Source organism: Embleya sp. NPDC001921, from assembly GCF_053594475.1.
Genome location: NZ_JBSFEO010000022.1, coordinates 47,914 through 67,057, shown reverse-complemented (window position 1 = coordinate 67,057; position 19,144 = coordinate 47,914). Strand labels below are relative to the sequence as shown.

Genomic DNA, 19,144 nt, shown 5'->3' with positions numbered 1-19,144 from the left:
TGAGACTCCAGTCTCATTCGAGCCGCGAATGCGTTGTCCCCTCATCGGCAAACTGATATCTGTTCTAGTCAGAGTTCTGCTCATAGCCCGCAAGCCCCTGTATCGCGCAGCGTGTGTGCACGCCCGCACCGAGGAGGACCGTGATGACGGATATCGTGGAGCACAGCCAACTGGTCATCGGCGGAGAGCTGGTCGACCCCCTTGGCAAGGACACGATCGAGGTCGTCTCGCCCCACACCGAAGAGGTCATCGCGCGCGTTCCGCACGCCTCGACCGCGGACGTGGACGCCGCGGTCGCCGCCGCGCGCAAGGCGTTCGAAGAGGGCCCCTGGCCGCGGATGTCGCTGGACGAGCGGATCGCCATCCTGGAGAAGATCCGCGACGGCTTCATGACGCGGTCGCAGGAGATCGCCGAGGTGGTCGCCTCGCAGAACGGATCGCCGGTCGGCTGGGGCCTGTTCGCGCAGGCCATCGGTGCCGGGATGATCTACGACACGGTGGCCAAGATCGCCCGCGACTACCAGTGGGAGGAGAAGCGGGCCGGTCTGCTCAACCCGCTGCTGATCCGCCGCGAGGCGGTCGGCGTGGTGGCCGCCGTGGTGCCGTGGAACGTCCCGCAGTTCGTCACCGCCGCCAAGCTGGCGCCGGCGATCGCGGCCGGCTGCACGATCGTGCTCAAGCCGTCCCCGGAGACCCCGCTCGACTCGTACATCCTGGCCGAGATCTGTCGCGAGGCCGGCCTGCCCGACGGCGTGCTGAGCATCGTCGCCGCCGACCGCGAGGTCAGCGAGTACCTGGTCGCCCACCCCGGCATCGACAAGGTCGCGTTCACCGGCTCGGTCGGCGCGGGCAAGCGCATCATGGAGGTCGCCGCGCGCAACCTCACCCGGGTCACCCTGGAACTCGGCGGCAAGTCGGCGGCGATCATCCTGCCCGACGCGGACCTGGAGCACACCGCCACGACGCTGCTGCCCAACTCGTACATGAACAACGGCCAGGCGTGCGTCGCGCAGACCCGGATCCTGGCGCCGCGCGCCCGCTACGACGAGATCGCCGAGCGCTTCACCGCGTGGGTCGGCGAGCTCAAGGTCGGCGACCCGATGGCGGCCGACACCCAGGTCGGCCCGCTGGTGGCCAAGCGCCAGCAGCAGCGCTCGTTCGACTACATCCGGATCGGCCAGGAGGAGGGCGCCAAGCTGCTCGCCGGCGGCGGTCGTCCCGAGGCGCTGGAGAAGGGCTGGTACGTCGAGCCCACCCTGTTCGGCGATGTGGACAACTCGATGCGGATCGCCCAGGAGGAGATCTTCGGCCCGGTCGTCGCGCTGATCCCCTACGACGACGAGGAGCAGGCGATCGCGCTGGCCAACGACTCGGACTTCGGGCTGTCCGGCAGCGTGTGGACCGCCGACATCGAGAAGGGCATCGACGTCGCCCGCAGGATCCGCACCGGCACCTACTCGGTGAACACGTTCGGCCTGGACTTCTTCGGCCCGTTCGGCGGTTTCAAGAACTCGGGCATCGGCCGCGAGTTCGGTATCGAGGGCCTGGGCGCGTACACCGAGGCCAAGTCGATCGCGTTGCCCGCGGGCTACGACGCGCAGATCTGACCGTCGCCGCCGGCCCGCCTCCGCGCGGGGCGGGCCCGGCGGTTCCAGGCCCTGCCGGGCCGAGCGAAGAAGAGGTGTTCTGATGGGTGATCGCTGGCGCGTCGAGGTCGACAGAAGCGTCTGCATCGGTTCGGGCATGTGCATCGGCAGCGCCCCGACCGACTTCAAGCTGGACGCGGGCCGGCAATCGCATCCCAGGGCCGAGGAGATGGACGCCTCGGACGCGATCCTGGAGGCGGCCGAGAGCTGCCCGGTCGAGGCGATCTCGATCATCGAGGTCGGCTCGGGCAAGACGGTGTTCCCGCCGGACTAGGGGCCGGCCCGCGGTCGACGTCGGCGCGCCGCGGCGTCGGTCCGGCGTCGCCGCGGACGAGCCGGCACGGAAGCCGCGGCCCCCGGTCGTCGTCGACCGGGGCCGTGCGGCGTCACGACGGCGACGGGCGCGCTCAGTCCTCGGGGATCAGCCGGCAGACGGTCTCGATGTCGGTGCGGACCTGGGCGATGGAGGCTCGGCCGTTCAGCCACGCGATCAGCGACGAGTGCCACGTGTGGGTGATCACCCGGATCACCGCGAGGTCCTCGGCGGTCGGCTCGCCGGCAGGCTCGTCGCCGCTGATCGCCTCCAGGATCATCGTGGTGGTCTCCCGGCTGACCGTGTCCACCTCGGCGCCGACCGAACGGTCCGCGAACTGGAGCGCGCGCATCATCGCCTCGGTCAGGTGCGGCTCGCGCTGCATGCCCTTGAACGCGCGCAGCAGCGTGTCCACCACCCGCTCGCGCGAGCCGGCGCTCCGGGGAGGGCGCCGGCGGAGCTGGGCGTGGAGCTGGTCGAGCTGGTCGTACATGGTGGCCACCAGCAGGTGCACCTTGGACGGGAAGTAGCGGTACAGCGTGCCGAGCGCCACCTCGGACAGCTCGGCGACCTCGCGCATCTGGACGGACTCGTAGCCGCCCCGGGCGGCCAACTGGGTGGTCGCGCGCAGGATTCGGCGGCGGCGCGCCTCCTGCCGCTCGGTCAGCGGCGCCCGGTCGGCCTTCGTGTACGTGGTCATGTCAGCCCCTCGGTGCGCGGCGGTTCGCCGGCTGGTGTGTTACGGGTCACGCGGTGCTCGTCGCAGTGGGTACCCGGCGGTATCTTGGCTGCTCTCCGACGAGCAGATACTGAAACTTGTTCTAGATTACGCGACTACTATGCTCCGACGAGGGCAGCGATAGGGGGCCATTCGTGATACGGGAGACCGCAACCGCTGTGGATACCCAGGTGGACCCGGCGCGGACCTCCCCGGAGCGACCCTTGCGAATCGCCCTGCTGGCGTACCGAGGCGATCCGTACTGCGGCGGACAGGGAGTCTACGTCCGCCACCTGTCCCGCGAACTCACCCGGCTCGGTCACCACGTCGAGGTGATCTCCGGCCCCCCGTACGCGGTCGTGGACGAGGGCGTGAAGCTCACCACACTGCCCAGCCTGGACCTGTATCGCGACCCGGACCCGTTCCGGCTGCCCAGGCTCGACGAGTACCGGGACTGGATCGACGTGCTCGAGGTCGGCGGCATGCTGACCGCGGGCTTCCCCGAGCCGCTGACCTTCTCGCTGCGCGCGTGGCGGCACCTGGCGGCCCGGCGCGGCGAGTTCGACGTCGTGCACGACAACCAGACGCTGGGCTACGGCCAACTCGCGCTGCCCCGACTCGGCTTCCCGCTGGTGACCACGATCCACCACCCGATCACGGTCGACCGCGCGCTGGAGATCGGCGAGGCCACCACGCTGCGCCGCAAGGCCACGCTGCACCGCTGGTACGGGTTCACCACCATGCAAAAGCGGGTCTCCGCCCGGCTGAGCGAGGTGCTCACCGTGTCCGGCTCGTCCAAGGCCGAGATCATCGACCACCTCGGCGTCTCGCCGAGCCGGGTCACCGTGGTGCCGGTGGGCGCCGACACCGACCGCTTCGCGCCGGACGCCTCGGTACCGAAGGTGCCCGGCCGGATCGTCACCACCGCGAGCGCGGACGTGCCGCTCAAGGGTCTGATCCACCTGGTCGAGGCGCTCGCCAAGCTGCGCGCCGACCACGACCACGTCGAGCTCGTGGTGGTGGGCCGGCCCAAGGGCGACGGGCCGGTGCTGCGCGCGATCGACCGGCTGGGGCTGACCTCGGCGATCCGCTTCGTGTCCGGGCTCAGCGACGACGAACTGGTCGATGTGATCCGCAGCGCCGAGATCGCCTGCGTGCCCTCGCTGTACGAGGGCTTCTCGCTGCCCGCCGCCGAGGCGATGGCCTGCGGGACCGCGCTCGTGGCCACCACGGGCGGTGCGATCCCGGAGGTCGCCGGGCCGGACGGGGAGACCTGCCTGGCGGTGCCGCCGGGCGACCCGGAGGCGCTGCGCGCCGCGCTCACCCGCCTGCTGGAAGACCCCGAACTGCGGGCCCGGCTGGCCGAGGCGGGCCGCGCCCGGGTGCTCGAGCGGTTCACCTGGCGCAACACCGCGGTCCTGACCGCGGAGCGCTACCGGGCCGCGCTCGAGGCCGGCCCCACCGCGCCGACCACGGCCGGCGCCGGTAGACGCGGGCTCACCGAGCGCGCGAGCGACGTCCTGCTCGGCCGCTCCCCGTTCGGCCGCCGGCTGCCCCCGCCCGCGTCGCACGGCGCCGGACCCGGAAACCGCTGACCACACCCCACCCTCGCCGGCCGCCCCCGCAACCGGTTCGCGCAATACGAGACGGAGTCGCCGACTTGCTCACCGTGGATTTCTCCCGCTTTCCCCTGGCCCCGGGGGATCGGGTCCTGGACATGGGGTGTGGTGGCGGCCGGCACGCCTTCGAGGCATACCGGCGTGGCGCCGACGTGGTCGCGCTCGACCAGAACGCGAAGGACATCGCCGAGGTGGAGGCGATGTTCGCCTCGATGCTGGCCGCCGGTGAGGTCCCCGAGGGCGCGCGTGCCGAGGCGCTCGTCGGGGACGCGCTGGCGCTGCCGTTCCCGGACGACAGCTTCGACCGGGTGATCATCTCCGAGGTGCTCGAACACATCCCGGACGACAAGGGCGTCCTGGGCGAGCTGTTCCGGGTGCTCAAGCCCGGCGGCCTGGCCGCGATGACCGTGCCGCGCTACGGGCCGGAGAAGATCTGCTGGGCGCTGTCGGACGCGTACCACGAGGTCGAGGGCGGGCACATCCGGATCTACAAGGGCGACGAGTTCCTGGCCCGGATCCGCGAGTCCGGGCTGCGGCCGTACGGGACCCACCACACGCACGCGCTGCACTCGCCGTACTGGTGGATCAAGTGCGCGGTGGGCGTGGACAACGACAAGGCGCTCCCGGTCCGGGCCTGGCACAAGCTCCTGGTCTGGGACATCATGAAGCGCCCGCTGGCCACCCGCCTCGCGGAGAAGGCGCTGGATCCGCTGATCGGCAAGAGCCTGGTGGTCTACGCGACCAAGCCCCGGCCGCACGGCGACACCGCGGCGGACACCGACGGCGACCTCGCCGGAGCACGCGCGTGAGCCTCGCGGGTCGCCGTCGCGGCCCCGAGTCGGCGCTCGAACTGCTGGCGCTGGAAGGCGTGTTGACCGTCGGGCAGGTGGCCGAGACGATCGACGGGATCGCCGCCGTGCAGCGGCCGGACGGGTCGATCCCGTGGTTCGTCGGCGGGCACCTGGACCCGTGGGACCACACCGAGGCCGCGATGGCGCTCGACGTGGCCGGCCGGCACGACGAGGCCGAGCGGGCCTACCGCTGGCTGGCGAGCCGGCAGGAGCGGGACGGCTCGTGGTACGCGGCCTACGTGGACGGCGTGGTCACCGATCGCAACAAGGAGGCCAACTTCACGGCCTACCTCGCGGTCGGCCTGTGGCACCACCATCTGCTCACCGGGGGCGAGGAGTTCCTGGTCCGGATGTGGCCGAAGCTGCGCGCGGCGATGGGCTTCATCCTGGACCTCCAGGCGCCCGGCGGCGAGATCCGCTGGAAGCGCGACGAACACGGCGTGCCGGTGCCGGACGCGCTGCTCACCGGCTCGGCGAGCATGTACCAGGCGCTGCGCTGCGCGCTGGCGATCGCCGAGCACCTCGGCGAGCCGCAGCCGGACTGGGAGTTGGCCGCGGGTCGGCTGGGCCACGCGGTGTTGTCGCACCCCGAGCGGTTCCTGGACAAGAACCGCTACTCGATGGACTGGTACTACCCGATCCTGGGCACGGCGCTGCGGGGGCCCGCGGCGGACGAGCGGATCAAGGACGGCTGGGACACCTTCGTGGTGCCGGACCTGGGCGTGCGGTGCGTCTCCGACCGGCCCTGGGTGACCGGTGCGGAGAGTTGCGAACTGGCCATCGCGCTCTGGGCGTTGGGCGAGAGCGACCGCGCGGTGGAGATCGTGTCGTGGATCCAGCGGTTGCGGCACGAGGACGGGTTGTACTGGACCGGCTACGTGTTCGAGGACGACGCGATCTGGCCCGTGGAGCGCACGGCGTGGACGGCGGGGGCGATGATCCTGGCCACGGCCGTGCTGGGGGGCGAGCCGGCGACCACGGCGGTGTTCGGTGGTGTGGGCTCGGCGTTCCCGGGCGACGGGTTGCCGGTCGGGTTGGCGCCCGAGCAGGTGCGGTGTGGCTCGGAGCTGTGCGTGGACGGGGTTTGAGGCCGGGGGTCCTCAATCGCCGGACGGGCTTGTCCTCAAGCGCCGGACGGGCTGGGAGGGTTGTCCTCAGGCGCCGGACGGGCTGGAGGGGTCGGTTGGCTCTGGCGGGAGCATGGCGGATCTTGTTCTCTGGCACCGGACGGGCTGGAGGGGTCGGTTGGCTTGGGCTCGGGTGTGGCGGGGCTTTTGTTTGAGCGCCTGATGGGTCGGTAGTCGGTGTGGGTGTACTCGGTCGGTTGGGGCGGCAATAGGGTTCGCGTGGGGGGCTGGGCGACTCGCGTGACGAGGGTGGGCATGGCGGCTGGGTTGGGGCCGGGGGACCGGATAGGTCCTTATACGGTGGTGGGATTGCTGGGCGCCGGCAGCCCCGGGTGGGTGTACCTCGCGCGGACCGGCGCCGGGCGGCCGATGGCCGTGCGGATGTTGTACGGCGAGCAGCGCGGCATCAAGCGGGCCCAGAAGGTGCGCGGGCCCGGTGTGATCGAGGTGATCGGCAGCGGTGGCGCGACCCGCAATCGGTGGGTGGCGTCGGTGTACGTGCCGGCGCCGTCGCTGGGGGACCTGGTGATCTCGTGCGGCCCGCTGCCGCCGGACGCGGTGCGGTGGCTCGCGGCCGGGATCGCCGAGGGTCTGGTGACGATCCACCAGGCCTCGCTCACGCACGGCGATCTGCGACCCGCGCAGATAGTGGTCGCCTCGGACGGACCGAGGGTGACCGGATTCGGGATCGAGGGCGCGGGCAGTCCGCTGACCGCGCCCGGGTACCTCGCGCCGGAGCAGGCCCGAGGCGAGGAGCCGGGGCCCGCGTCCGACGTCTACGCGCTGGGCGCGTTGTTGTGCTTCGCGGCGACCGGACGGCCGCCGCACGCCGGCGAGAGCGAGGCGGCGATCCGCCGCAGTGTGGCCGGCGGTGAGCCGGAACTGGCCGATGTGCCTGAGGAGTTGGCCGAGCTGATCCGGGCCTGCCTGGCCCGGGATCCGGAGGATCGGCCCACGCCGCGCGCGCTGTTGGAGGAGTCGGCCGCCGAACTGGCGGATCGTCAGGGGGCGTACGGCGCCGCGTCGTGGTTGCCGGGACCCGCGGTGGAGCTGATCGACGCGTACCACCGGCGGGGGCGTCTGGTCGGCGACCCGCCGACCGTGCCGCTCGGCGATCGATTCGGCGACGCGCCGAAGGGCGGTTCCGCACACGGCGGTTCGGTCGGGGACAAGGTCGGCCCGAGCAAGTCCGTCCGGCTTGCGAAGCCCGCCGAGCCCGCCGAGCCCGCCGAGCCCGCCGAGGCGAGCGCTCCGGCCGAGGACGCCGAGCCGGCCCGGGAGGGTGCGGCCGTGTCGGGGCCGGCAGCCGCGGCGAAGAAGGGCTCGGCGAAGAAGGGTTCGGCGAAGAGCGAGGCCGTGCCGAGCGGGGCCGCGAAGGCCGGTGCGGCGAAGTCCGGGGCAGGCGCGCCCGAGCCGGAGGAGGCCGTCGCCGAGACGATGCAACTCGCCCGGATCGTCGACGCGATGGTGCCGCGGATCGACGACAGCGACGACCGCCAGGACCCCTACGACCTGCCCGGCCCGCCCGAGCCGCACGAGGGTGGTGGGGCCGGGTGGCTCCTGGTCGCCGCGCTCGTGGTGATCGCGCTCGTGGGTGGGCTGCTCGCGGGTGTCGCCTACGAGCGCGGGCGCGAGGATCGTGATCGGGGCAAGGCGGGTACGGCCGACGCCCGCGCCTCGGTTCCGCCCGGCGACCCGGTCGCGGCGTTGGTGGCGAGCGTACCGGTGGGCGGCTGTGTGGACTTCGCGAGCGACGGCACGTCCGGGTGGCGCCCCGCCGCGCCCCGCGCGCTGCCCTGTGAGGACCCGGCGGCCCGGCAGCGGGTGCTGGCGCGTCCCTCGGCGAGCGGCGGCGCGAGCGACTGCATGAGTACCGACGGGCGCAGTCGCTGGCCGGCGACGCCCGGTGTGCCCGCGCTGTGCCTGGAGCGGATCTTCCGCCCGGGCGAGTGTGTCCCGGCGGAGACCCGCGACGGCCGGCAATGGGCCTTCCTGGCCTCGCTGGTGCCGTGCCAGGGGCCGCTTCCGCCGGATCGCCCGGCGCGTCTGCGGATCGACGAGGTGCACCCGATGACCGCGTCGAACGCCACCAGTTGCCCGGGCCGCTCGCCGGTCTACTACCCGTTGCCGTCCCGCGGCCAGGAACTGTGCATGGCCCCGCTGCCCTGACGCCCGGCCCGGGGCCCGGCCGCCGCTCCCGTGCCCGCGGGCCGCGGGGCGGCGACGGCGGGGCGGCGGTCAGTTCGCGAGTTCGGCGAGGAGCTTGAGGGCCACGGGGTTGCGGGTGGTGACGATCATGTCGGTGACGTGCGGGTCGGCGGCCCACGCGGCGTAGCGCTCGCGGATGCGGTCGGCCGGGCCGACCAGGGCGATCTCGTCGACGAAGCCGCTCGGGACGGCGGCGATCGCCTCGTCCCGCTTGCCGGCCATGAACAGTTCCTGGATCCGGTCCGCCTCCTCGGCGTAGCCGAACCGGCGCATCAGGTCGGCGTGGAAGTTCTTGTTCTTCGCGCCCATCCCGCCGACGTAGAAGCCCATCGCCGCCTTGATCGGGAACATCGCCCGCTCGACGTCGTCGCCGAGCGCGACCTGCACCATCGGCGCGATCCGGAAACCGTCCGGCTTGTCGCGCAGCGCGTCCGCGTACACCTCGGGCCGGGTCGGCGCCCAGTGCAACGGCAGCCACCCGTCCGCGATTCGCGTGGTCAGGTGTACGTTCTTGGGCCCTTCGGCGCCGAGGAAGATCGGCAGATCCGCGCGCAACGGATGCGTGATCGACTTGAGCGACTTGCCGAGCCCGCTGCCGTCCTCGCCGGTGTACGGGTGCCGGGCGTAGCGCCCTTCGGCGACCACCGGTCCCTCGCGGCGCAGCACCTGGCGGATCACGTCCACGTATTCGCGGGTGAAGGTCAGCGGGCTCTTCGGGAACGGCCGCCCGTACCAGCCCTCGACCACCTGCGGCCCGGAAAGGCCGAGGCCGAGGATCACCCGCCCGCCGGAGAGGTGGTCCAGGGTCAGCGCGTGCATCGCGGTCGCGGTGGGCGTACGCGCGGTCATCTGGGTCACCGCGGTGCCCAGCTTGATCCGTGACGTGTGCGCGGCGATCCAGGTCAGCGGCGTGAACGCGTCCGAGCCCCACGACTCGGCGGTCCACACCGCGTCGAACCCGAGTCGTTCGGCCTCCCGCGCCAGTTCGACGAAGTCGGCGGACGGGCCTCGGCCCCAGTACCCGAACGTCAGACCCAGCCTCATGGCGTTACCTCCACGGAGTTGCACGGCGAATCGCCCCCGCAGACTAGAACACGTTTTAGTTCCCGGGGAGACCGACTCCCCTCGCACGGTCTTTCGACGGCTGTCGGACGGGCGCGCGGACTCCCGTGCCCCGGACAGGCGAAAGGGCGCCGTCCGGTGTGGACGACGCCCTTGCCGTGTTGTCGAGTCGCGGTTCGTGTCTCGGTACTACCGGTTCCTCGGGAGCACCGGAGTCACGAGCGCTGGATGCCGATCGTGTTCTGGAGCACGCCGCGCACGTTGTCGACCTCGACGAGCAGGCCGTTGGGGTGCTCGGCCACCGCCAGGTACCAGACGCCCGTGTTCAGGACGCCCTTCTCCTGGTTGGTGTGCTCGTCCAGCATCGGACGCGAGTCCGGCACCGAGAACCAGAAGGGCTGGAACGGTGCGCCGCCGGATGCCGCGGCGGGGTTGGGCTGCTGCGCGCCGGGACCCTGCGGCCCGGGAGCACCGAAGCCACCCTGCGGACCCTGCGGACCCTGCGGCGCCGGGCCGCCGAAGCCGCCGGGCTGCGGGGCGCCGCCGTACGACTGCGGACCCTGGGGGCCCGGCTGGCCGCCGTAGGGCGCGCCGCCGTACTGCTGCTGACCCTGCGGGCCGCCGAACTGACCCTGCGGACCCGCCGCGGGGCCGGCCGCGCCGAGCAGCGGCGCCTGGAGGGCGGGCACCAGCGTGCTGGCGATCAGGGTCCCGCTGAGCACGAGGACCAGCAGGATGATGATGATGCCGCCGAACTTCATCTCCACGCCGTCGTCGGCGCTGCCGATCGACCACAGTGCGTTGATCGGCGAGATCGCCGCGAGCGGCAACGCCCACTGGCGCGCGGTCAGACCGAGGATCTGACGGTCGCGCAGTTGCGGCAGCAGCCCGCCGAGGACGAACAGCACACCGGCGATGATCGGGGTCAGGACGACCGCCGAGATGGTCGGGGCCAGGAACCCGGACCAGGCGTTCCAGCTGTAGTCGAGGCGGTCGTCCTTGGCACCGACGTAATCCAGGAACGAGAAGATGAAGATGAGCACGGCGGCGACCCCGATGACCGCGTCGCCACGCGAAAGCTTTCTGACGTCCACTAATACTCCTCCCGAGGGGGATGGGCGCCGACAGCGTACGGGGGCGACCCAAGTCGTGCCACCGACGTCGCCCCCGCGCGTCCCCGGTGCATTGGTCCGGGGACACTGTGCCAGACGGGGGAACGATCTGTACCCCGACCCCACGCGACGCGCCGTATGGGGGCATTTTGTCAAAGATGTCTATTCGCCCCGCTGAATGCCCGTCAGATCGGTCAACACGCCCTGTAGGCCGTCGATATCGATGACGATGCCGCCGTCTCGCACGCCCACCGCGAGGTACCACACGCCGGGGTGCAGCGTGGCCACCGCGTCGCCGGGGTGGTCGAGCGGCCGGAGCGGCCTTTGTTCGGGCACGGCCAGCCAATACTGCTCGAATGTGCCCGGATCGCCCGATTCCGGCTCCGGGGTGTGGACCGGCTCCGCGGCCGGGGCCGGCTCCGGTTCGTCCGACTTGTACAGCAGAACCGGCGGTTGCACGGCGGGCGGCTGCATCGGCGGCGTCAGTGGCGGGGGAGTGTTGCCGGACGGGCCGTAGACCGGCGGCGCGACGGGCGGCGGGACCGGGAAGCCGCCGGTGCCGGGCGGGCCGGGCGGATAGCCGCCGGGAGCGCCGGGGAAGCCGCCGCCGGGGTAGCCCTGCCAGTTGTTCTCGCGCGGACGCACCAGCGGGACGTTCAGCCCGCCGATCCGGTCGACGGTCAGCAGCAGCAGTGCCTGGAGCACGGCGAAGCCCGCCAGCCCCCAAGCGCCCCAGCCGTGGCCGGCGTCCACGGTCGCCTGCGCGTCGCCGTTGGAGCGGGCGATCCGCTCGGCGGTGTGCGCCAACTTCTCGTAGCCGCCGTCCGCGCCGAACACGGCCCACACCGCGCTCCACGCCGCCGCGACGCCCAACGCGATGCCCCACTGGCGAAACGCCAGGCCGCCGAACTGGATCTCGGTCGGCTGCGGCGAACCCGGCCGGATGGTGTACCGGCCGATCAGCAGCAGCACCAGCGAGATCGAGGACAGCAGTACGACGGCGGGCGCGAGCGGCCAGAAGTCGCCGATCCACGCCGAATAGTCGGTGGTCCCCTCGGTGATGCGTTTGCCCTTGGTGGTCACCGTGTACCAGGGGAGAAACGAGAAGACCAGAACTCCGATGGCCGCCACCGCGACGATCAGATCACCTCGGGTGACGCCTTTGCGTGGCATCGTGCTCCTCCCTGACGGGGTTTTTCGTACTGCTCGGAATTGCCGTGCGTCTGCTGCGCCGGGCCGGTGCCGGTGCGGGTGAGCGCACCGGCACCGGAGCCTGACGTACCGTCATTCTCCGCGCTGGATCCCGGAGACGTCGCCGAGGACCCCTCGGACGCCGTCGACCTCGACCAGGACGCCGCCCGGGTGCGGGGCGACCGCGAGGTACCACTGGCCGGTCTGGAGGGTCGCCACCGGCGTCTTGGACAGACCCTCGGTGGGTGCCAGCGGGCGAGCCTCCGGTACGGCGAACCAGAACTGCGCGAACTCGCGCGTGTCCTGGCCGGCCGCGGCCGGGGCGGGCTGCCCGCCGGCGGCCGGCGTGAGGCCCGTTCCGCCGGCGACCGCGGTGCCGGTGCCGGTGCCGGTGCCCGTGCCGGCGTCCGGCGGCGGCATGTGGGCCGGTACGCCGGCCATCGGCGCGCCGGTGCCCGTGGCGCCCGGAGCGGGGTAGGCGGGCGGCGGGTAGCCGCCGGTGGCGTTCGGCGGCGGGTAGCCGGTGTTCGGGTCGACCGGAGCCGGGTAGCCGCCGGTCCCGTTCGGCGGGGGATAGCCCCACGGCTGCTGCGGCACCGGGCTGAACAGCGGCGCGGCCAGGCTGGGGATGCGATCCCCGATGATCAGGAAGAGCGCCGCGACGAGCCCGGCCACCATCATCAACCACGCGAAGACGGTGGGTCCGGTGTCGATCGAGTAGCGCGAGGAGCCGGAGCCCTCGTACATGTCGCCGAGCATGCCGCCCGCCCCGAACGGGGCGAAGAAGCCGCTGATCGCGCCGGTGACGCCGAACGCGATCGCCCACTGGCGCGGGGCCAGTCCCAGCGCCGGCTTGTCCGGTTGGGCCGCGAAGCGGCCGATCACCATGAGCAGTACCGCCAGCAGCGGCACCAGAACCACGGCCGGCATCAACGGATAGAAGTTGACCGTCCAGGCGTTCCAGCCCTTGCTCTGACTACGGCCGCTGCCGAGCGGGTCGTCGTCGTCGCTGCTGCTGCCGCCGAAGGACGCGCTGATTTCGTAGTATTTGAAGAACGAGAAGATGAAGATCAGGACGATCGCGAGAATGACGATCGCATCGCCCCTCGTGATCCCTTTCCGGTTCAACGTTTCTCCTTAGGAGGTACGGAGGGGGACGTGCCGCCGACGGCGCGGGGAGCGCCGTAGGACGTGCGGTGCGTGGACGGCTCGTGCCGGGCCCGAGCGTGCGGCTCGCGGCGGTCGGTTGGCCCGACCCGGAACCGTCCGGTGGTGCACGGCGCGCGTGGACGCCGCGAAGCGGGGACCGTCACCGCCGCGTGCGCGGCGGGAACGGTCGGGAAGACCCTAGGGGACGAGTGACCCGCGCCTCACGTCCCCTTCAGGAGATAGGCCGTGATCCCGGTCGCGATCCCGGACGCGGCGCGCTCACGCCAGTTCGGGTCGATGAACTGCGCGGCGTCCGAGGCGTTGCGCATGTTGCCGCATTCGATGAACACCTTGGGTCGGGTGGACAGGTTCAACCCGCCGAGATCGCTGCGGGTGACCAGACCGTCGTCGGTGCCGAGGTAGGTCGCCGGGCTCGTGGCGGTCGCGGCCCGGAAGGCGGCGGCCAGGGTGCTGCCCAAGGCGCGCGAGGGGGCCAGGATCGCGGTGGTGTCGACGTTCTTGTCCTTGACCGGGGCGGGCAGGATGACATGGAAACCGCGCCCGCTCGCCGGTCCGCCGTCGGCGTGGATGGACACGATCGCGTCCGCCCGGGCCGTGTTGCCGCGCGCCGCCCGCTCGTCCACGCACGGACCCCAGGCCTCGGTCTCCCACGTGTAGAGCACGGTCGCGCCCTGGGCCTCCAGGAGCCGCTTGGTGCGATGTGCCACGTCCAGGGTGAACTCGGCCTCGGTGTAGCCCTTGTCGGTCTCGGTGCCGGTGGTGTCGCACTCCTTGGACAACCCGCCCGCGTACACCTGCTTGTTGATCTCGCGGGAATGGCTGCCATTGCCCGGATTGTGGCCCGGGTCGATCATCACCACCCGGCCGGACAGCGGCAGTCCGGTGGTCCCGGCGCGCGGCGGCGGGCCGGCCGAGGTCGCCGGCTCGCCGATCGGCGGTGCGCCGGACGGCTGTTGCCCGCCCGGCGAGGAGGTCGCCTGCGGGGCCGGCGCGCCGCCGGCGGTCGCGGGGTCGGCGGAGCCGGCCGGCGTGTCGGTGGTGACGACGGTCGGGATCGACCGCCCGACGTCGGCGCGGCCCTGGTCGTGCCCGTCCGGCCAGGCCACCGCGATCGTGGTGCCGGTCGCGGCGAGCGCGAGCGCGAGCACGGTCAGGGTGATCCGGCGACGCCGGCGCAACCGGTCGCGCGCGGCCTCGAGTCGGGCCTCGTGCGACGCGGAGTGGCCGAAGAAGCCGGCTTCTCGGCGATACGGAAAGCCGGGGTCGTCGGGACGGCCGCGGTCGTCGCGGCGGTCAGAGGTCAAGTTCACTCCTGGACGTGAGGCCGTACCGCGACGCGAGCGAGTTCCAGGTCTCGACGAACGACTTCTTCGCGGTGGACGCCTCGGCACTGATCGCGGCGCCGTCGTCGTAGAGCGATCGGGTACCCGGACAGCCCGAGTCGGCGGCCGACTGCGCCCATGCGGCGAAGGCCCGGTCGGCGCGCGCCGACGCGGTCCACGCGGTGCGCAACGTCGGTGCGGCGGACTGGAGTTCCGGGACGCCGTCGAAGCGCATCGCGTCCAGTTGGGTGACCAGTTGATCGCGTTGCGCGGCGGCGTCGAGCAGCGCGGAGCGGGACGCGGCCAGCGCCGAGCACGAGCCGACGTTGTTCACCGCGTCGATCACCGCCTGCCGGGACGAACCGCTGCGCGAGAGCAGCGAGTCCAGCGCCGCGGCCTGGGTGCGGCCGTCCGGCGGGGCGGTGGTCGGCGGCTGGGTGGTCACCGCCGCGCTCTGCGTCGGGGGCGGGGCGGGGGGCATGGCGGACCGGTCGGCCGAGGGACTCGGCGCGGTCGCCGCGGACTGCCCGGCATTCTCCGAGCCGTGCGCGGCCGACTCCTTCTTGTCGTCCTCCCAAGGCCGCAGCGCGAACAGCGTGCCCAGCGCGGCGACGAAGACGACGGCGACCACGATGAACAGCAGCGTGCGCTCGAAGGACGGGCCGGGCGGGGTCGGGGACAGCGGTCCCGGTGGCGGCGGGCCGGCCGCGCGATACCAGTCCGGCGCCGTCGGTACGTCCCGCGCCGGCGGCACCCCGATGCCGTGCACGGGAGTATGTGCCGCGTCGGCGAAGGTGCCGCCCGGGGGCATCGGCGAGGGGCCGCGCTCGTGCTGGAACCAGTCGGCGGTCGGGGCCGGTTCGCCCGCCGGCGCGGACGGGCGGGGCGTCGCGGGCGGGGCGGGAACCGGCCACGCGGGCGGCGGCGGCCCGGCCGGCAGACCACGCGCGGCGGGGTTGTCCACCGTGTCCTGGTCCCCGAACGGGCGAGGCGGCCCGGGCGGAGGGGGCGGCCCGAGTGGTGCGGGTGGCCCGAGTGGTGCGGCTGGTGTGGGCGGTGCGGCTGGTGTCGGTGGTGCGGGTGATGTCGGCGGTGCGGGTGATGTCGGCGGTGCGGCCGGCCCCGGCGGTGCGGCCGGCAGGTGTGCGGTCGGTTGGTGGTGCGGTCGCGGCGGCGGCGCGTCCGGGTTCACCACGGTCGGCGGCGCGGCCGGCCGGCGGACCCAACCGCCCACGCCGCCGTTGGCCGAACGGTCCCAGACGGTCTCGAAACGCTCGCCGTTCGCCTCGGGTTCGCCGGGCCGGTCGTCGTGCTGTTGTTGATCGGACATCAAGATCCCCCCGCGTCCTTCCCGGAACGGCATTGTCCCAGCAAACGGGACCCGCGCGGGACCGGATCCGATTGCTTTCGGAAATCGAATCAGGCTCGATTCACTCTTGACCGGGTCCGCGGGGCGCGCGTGGGGGCGACGCGGCGGACGGCTGGACCTGCGGGTCCGGGGCGCGGCGATGGTGGGTCCGGGGCGCGGGGGGCCTGGTCGGGTGGGGGCCGAGTCGCCTCGGGTGTGGGATGCCTCGGGTGTGGGATGCCTCGACGGGTCCGAGTCGCCTCGGGCGTGGGGCGTCTCGGGGCCGGGCCGCCTCGGGTTCGGGCCGCCCTGGGCCCGAGTCGCCCTGGGCCGGACCCGGCCCGCTTCCGTCCCCGGGACCGCTCAGATGCCCGGCGCGATCCGCCGCAGCACCCGCAGCGACCCGTCGCCGGGCAGTTCCTCGAACGCGCCCGACGCCAGCGCGCGCAGGTAGACCCGGTACGGCGCCTGGCCGCCGTCGGCCGGATCCGGGAACACGTCGTGGATCAGCAGCAGCCCGCCGACCGCGACGTGCGGCGCCCAGCCCTCGTAGTCGCCCCGCGCGTGCTCGTCGGTGTGCCCGCCGTCGATGAACACCAGGCCCACCGGGGTGTTCCACAGCGGTGCGATCACCCGGCTGTGCCCGACCAGGGCCACCACGTACGGCTCCAGACCGCTTCGGTACAGCGTGCGCCGAAAGCGCGGCAGCGTGTCCATCACGCCGACCTCGGGGTCGACCAGGGTCGGGTCGTGGTACTCCCAGCCGGGCTGCTGCTCCTCGGAGCCCCGGTGGTGGTCGAGGGTGACCACCACGGTGCCGGCGTCGCGGGCGACCGCGGCGAGCAGGATCGTCGAGCGACCGCAGTAGGTGCCGAGTTCGACCAGCGGGCCGACCTTGGCGGCCTCGGTCGCCGCCGCGTACAGCGCGTCGCCCTCGTTCGCGGGCATGAATCCGGTGGCGGCCTCGAACGCGGCCCGCACGGCGGGGTCGATGGTGCTCATCCTGGGGTTCTCCTTGATCGAGCCGCGCGGCGCACCGGGTCGGTGCGACCCCGGGGCCGCCATGCTGCCGCAGCCGCGCCCGCGGCACCGTGTCGGGGGCCACATCGGGCCCCTCGACGGCACTTCGGTCTCCCGATTAATTGAAACGGGTTCTACTATCGCAAGTACTGGACCGAGTCACGGAAGGCGCGATATGGCCATCGGCATCACGGAGGAGCACCGCTCTCTGGCGGAATCGGTACACGGGTGGGTGCAACGTGTTGCACCCATCGGAGAGGTACGCCGGGTGCTGGAGGCGGAGACCGAGGAACGGCCCGGTCACTGGGCGGGCCTGGCCGAACAGGGCCTGCTCGGCATGCATGTCGCGGAGGAGTTCGGCGGCGCGGGATACGGCCTGGTGGAGACCGCCGTGGCGCTGGAGCAGACCGGTCAGGGCATGCTGCCCGGTCCGTTCCTGCCCACCGTCCTGGCCTCGGCGCTGATCCAGGCGGACGGCGGCGACGCGGCCAAGGAACTGCTGCCGGGCCTGGTGGACGGCACCCTGATCGGCGCGGTCGCGGTCGGCCCCGGCACCGTTGCGGCGAGCGAGGAGGCGGGCGGCCTGCGGGTGACCGGCGTGGCCACGCCGATCCTGGGCGGCGCGCTCGCCGACGTACTGGTGCTGGCCGCGCGCCGGGCCGACGGCACACCCGCGTACCTGGTCGTGGACGCCGCGGACGTGAGCGTGCGGGCGCTCAAGAGCGTGGACCCGACCCGGCGCAGCGCCGAGGTCACGGTGGACACCGTGGTCCCGGCCGGGCGCGTGCTCGGCGGCGTGGACGAGGACCTGGCCCGCGACCTGGCGGCCGTACTGCTGTCCGCCGAGGCGTGCGGGGTGGCCGACTGGGCGCTGACCACGGCGACCGAATACGCCAAGGTGCGCGAGCAGTTCGGTCGGCCGATCGGCCAGTTCCAGGCGATCAAGCACCTGTGCGCGGACATGCTGGTGCGCGTCGAGCAGTCGCGCGCGGTCACCTGGGACGCGGCGCGCGCGATCGACGCGGGCTCGGACGCGCCGACCCGGTCGCTGACCGCGGCGATCGCCGCCACGTACGCGATCGAGGCGGCGTTCACCACCACCAAGGACTGCGTGCAGATCCTCGGCGGCATCGGCTTCACCTGGGAGCACGACGCGCACATCTACCTGCGCCGCGGTCTGACGCTGCGCCAGTACGCCGGGCCCGCCGCGTACTGGCGGCTGCGCGTGTGCGAGCTGGCGAGCGCCGGCGCGCGCCGCGAACTGGTGCTGGACCTGCCCGAGGAGGCGGAGGGCCTGCGCGACACCGCGCGCGCGATCCTGACCGAGGTGGCCGGCGAGTCCGGCGCCGAGCAGCGCGCCCGGCTGGCCCCGCTCGGCTACGCGGCGCCGTACCTGCCCAAGCCGTACGGCATCGGGGCCGGTCCGGTCGAGCAGTTGGTGATCCAGCAGGAGATGAAGGCGCTGGGCGTGCGGCTGCCGGACATCACCATGGGCAACTGGGTGATCCCGTCGCTGATCGCGTACGGCACGCCGGCGCAGCAGGAGCGCTTCGCGCCGCCCACGCTGGGCGGCGAGATCCAGTGGTGCCAACTCTTCTCCGAGCCGGGCGCGGGTTCGGACCTGGCCGCGATCAGCACGCGCGCGACGAGGACCGAGGGCGGCTGGCTGATCAACGGGCAGAAGGTGTGGACCTCGCGGGCCCGGGAGTCGCAGTGGGGCATCCTGCTCGCGCGCACCTCGCCGGACAAGCCCAAGCACGAGGGCCTGACCTACTTCATCGTGGACATGGCCGCGGCGGGCCTGGACATCCGGCCGCTCAAGGAGATCAGCGGCCTGGCGATGTTCAACGAGATCTTCCTCGAAGACCTCTTCGTGCCGGACGACATGGTCGTCGGCAAGGTCGACGAGGGCTGGCAGGTGGCCCGCAACACGCTGGGCAACGAGCGGGTGCACATGGGCGCGGGCAGCTCGTTCGGCGCGGGCATCGCGAACCTGGTCGCGGCGGTGAACGGTCCGGCGGGTGAGTTCGTGGACGGCGGCTTCCGCGAGCGGCTCGGCGCGCTGGTGGCCGAGGCGTCCTCGCTCGCGTTGATCGAACTGCGCACCACGCTGGCCCGGTTGTCCGGTCTGGAGCCGGGCGCGGGCGCGTCGGTGCGCAAGCTGGTCGGCACGCCGCACCAGCAGCGCGAGTCCGAACTCTCGCTCGAACTGCTTGGTCCGCTGGGCGCGGTGGACGAGGGCGCGGGGCAGCGGGCGGCGTTCGGCTTCCTGATGAGCCGCTGCCTGACCATCGCGGGCGGTACCACGCAGGTCCAGCTCAACGTGGTCGGCGAACGCATCCTCGGGCTGCCGAGGGACCCGCAGCCGGCCGAGAAGTAGTTCCTTCGTTTCATTCGGTTCGGTCTGTTCGCTTCGTTCGGTCGATTTGTTCCGTTC

The 19,144-nt window shown here is 72.7% G+C and carries 15 protein-coding genes; 7 read left to right on the top strand and 8 right to left on the bottom strand.

The window, feature by feature from the left end; all coding sequences use genetic code 11:
• The first annotated feature begins 143 nt into the window (after window positions 1–143).
• Both ACWCPW_RS25150 and ACWCPW_RS25145 read left to right on the top strand, forming a co-directional pair.
• Entirely contained in the window at window positions 144–1,607 is a 1,464-nt protein-coding gene (locus ACWCPW_RS25150) for an aldehyde dehydrogenase (RefSeq protein ID WP_449763856.1), read from the top strand.
• An 82-nt stretch (window positions 1,608–1,689) separates the two neighbouring features.
• A complete protein-coding gene (locus ACWCPW_RS25145) occupies window positions 1,690–1,920 on the top strand; it encodes a ferredoxin (protein ID WP_449763855.1) in 231 nt (76 codons plus the stop codon).
• A gap of 133 nt (window positions 1,921–2,053) precedes the next feature.
• Here the strand turns inward: ACWCPW_RS25145 and ACWCPW_RS25140 are convergent, their stop codons facing one another.
• Window positions 2,054–2,659, bottom strand: coding sequence for a TetR family transcriptional regulator (locus ACWCPW_RS25140; protein WP_020554687.1), 606 nt, complete (start codon window positions 2,657–2,659; stop codon window positions 2,054–2,056).
• 197 nt (window positions 2,660–2,856) lie between these two features.
• On the opposite strand from ACWCPW_RS25140, the gene ACWCPW_RS25135 reads away from it, so the two are divergent.
• The 4 genes from ACWCPW_RS25135 to ACWCPW_RS25120 all read left to right on the top strand — a co-directional run bounded on the left by ACWCPW_RS25135 (window position 2,857) and on the right by ACWCPW_RS25120 (window position 8,443).
• Window positions 2,857–4,272, top strand: a complete 1,416-nt coding sequence (locus ACWCPW_RS25135) for a glycosyltransferase family 4 protein (RefSeq protein WP_449763854.1) — start codon at window positions 2,857–2,859, stop codon at window positions 4,270–4,272.
• Between the two features lie 65 nt (window positions 4,273–4,337).
• Window positions 4,338–5,105: a class I SAM-dependent methyltransferase gene (locus tag ACWCPW_RS25130; protein WP_449763853.1), complete on the top strand. Its 768-nt coding sequence runs from the start codon at window positions 4,338–4,340 to the stop codon at window positions 5,103–5,105.
• A 59-nt stretch (window positions 5,106–5,164) separates the two neighbouring features.
• Window positions 5,165–6,235, top strand: coding sequence for a prenyltransferase (locus ACWCPW_RS25125; protein ID WP_449763933.1), 1,071 nt, complete (start codon window positions 5,165–5,167; stop codon window positions 6,233–6,235).
• 339 nt (window positions 6,236–6,574) lie between these two features.
• Window positions 6,575–8,443, top strand: coding sequence for a serine/threonine-protein kinase (locus ACWCPW_RS25120; protein WP_449763852.1), 1,869 nt, complete (start codon window positions 6,575–6,577; stop codon window positions 8,441–8,443).
• A gap of 69 nt (window positions 8,444–8,512) precedes the next feature.
• Here ACWCPW_RS25120 and ACWCPW_RS25115 read toward each other — a convergent pair whose 3' ends face one another.
• From ACWCPW_RS25115 to ACWCPW_RS25085, 7 genes are all read right to left on the bottom strand, one after another.
• Complete coding sequence (locus ACWCPW_RS25115; protein WP_449763851.1) at window positions 8,513–9,526, bottom strand: LLM class F420-dependent oxidoreductase; 1,014 nt, start codon at window positions 9,524–9,526, stop codon at window positions 8,513–8,515.
• A 233-nt stretch (window positions 9,527–9,759) separates the two neighbouring features.
• Window positions 9,760–10,638 (bottom strand): hypothetical protein, encoded by an 879-nt coding sequence (locus ACWCPW_RS25110; protein ID WP_449763850.1) that lies wholly within the window; start codon window positions 10,636–10,638, stop codon window positions 9,760–9,762.
• 180 nt (window positions 10,639–10,818) lie between these two features.
• The gene (locus ACWCPW_RS25105; protein ID WP_449763849.1) at window positions 10,819–11,829 is read right to left on the bottom strand and encodes a hypothetical protein; all 1,011 of its coding nucleotides are present in this window, start codon (window positions 11,827–11,829) and stop codon (window positions 10,819–10,821) included.
• A 111-nt stretch (window positions 11,830–11,940) separates the two neighbouring features.
• Window positions 11,941–12,975 carry a hypothetical protein gene (locus tag ACWCPW_RS25100; RefSeq protein WP_449763848.1) on the bottom strand — a complete coding sequence of 345 codons (1,035 nt, stop codon included), beginning with the start codon at window positions 12,973–12,975 and terminating at the stop codon, window positions 11,941–11,943.
• A gap of 242 nt (window positions 12,976–13,217) precedes the next feature.
• Entirely contained in the window at window positions 13,218–14,321 is a 1,104-nt protein-coding gene (locus ACWCPW_RS25095) for an N-acetylmuramoyl-L-alanine amidase (protein WP_449763847.1), read from the bottom strand.
• On the bottom strand, window positions 14,311–15,303 hold the full coding sequence (locus ACWCPW_RS25090; protein WP_449763846.1) for a hypothetical protein: 993 nt from the start codon (window positions 15,301–15,303) through the stop codon (window positions 14,311–14,313). Before ACWCPW_RS25090 ends, ACWCPW_RS25095 begins: the two co-directional genes overlap by 11 nt.
• 747 nt (window positions 15,304–16,050) lie before the next feature.
• Entirely contained in the window at window positions 16,051–16,689 is a 639-nt protein-coding gene (locus ACWCPW_RS25085; protein WP_449763845.1) for a class I SAM-dependent methyltransferase, read from the bottom strand.
• 193 nt (window positions 16,690–16,882) lie between these two features.
• On the opposite strand from ACWCPW_RS25085, the gene ACWCPW_RS25080 reads away from it, so the two are divergent.
• Entirely contained in the window at window positions 16,883–19,087 is a 2,205-nt protein-coding gene (locus tag ACWCPW_RS25080; protein ID WP_449763844.1) for an acyl-CoA dehydrogenase, read from the top strand.
• The last annotated feature ends 57 nt before the right edge of the window (window positions 19,088–19,144 follow it).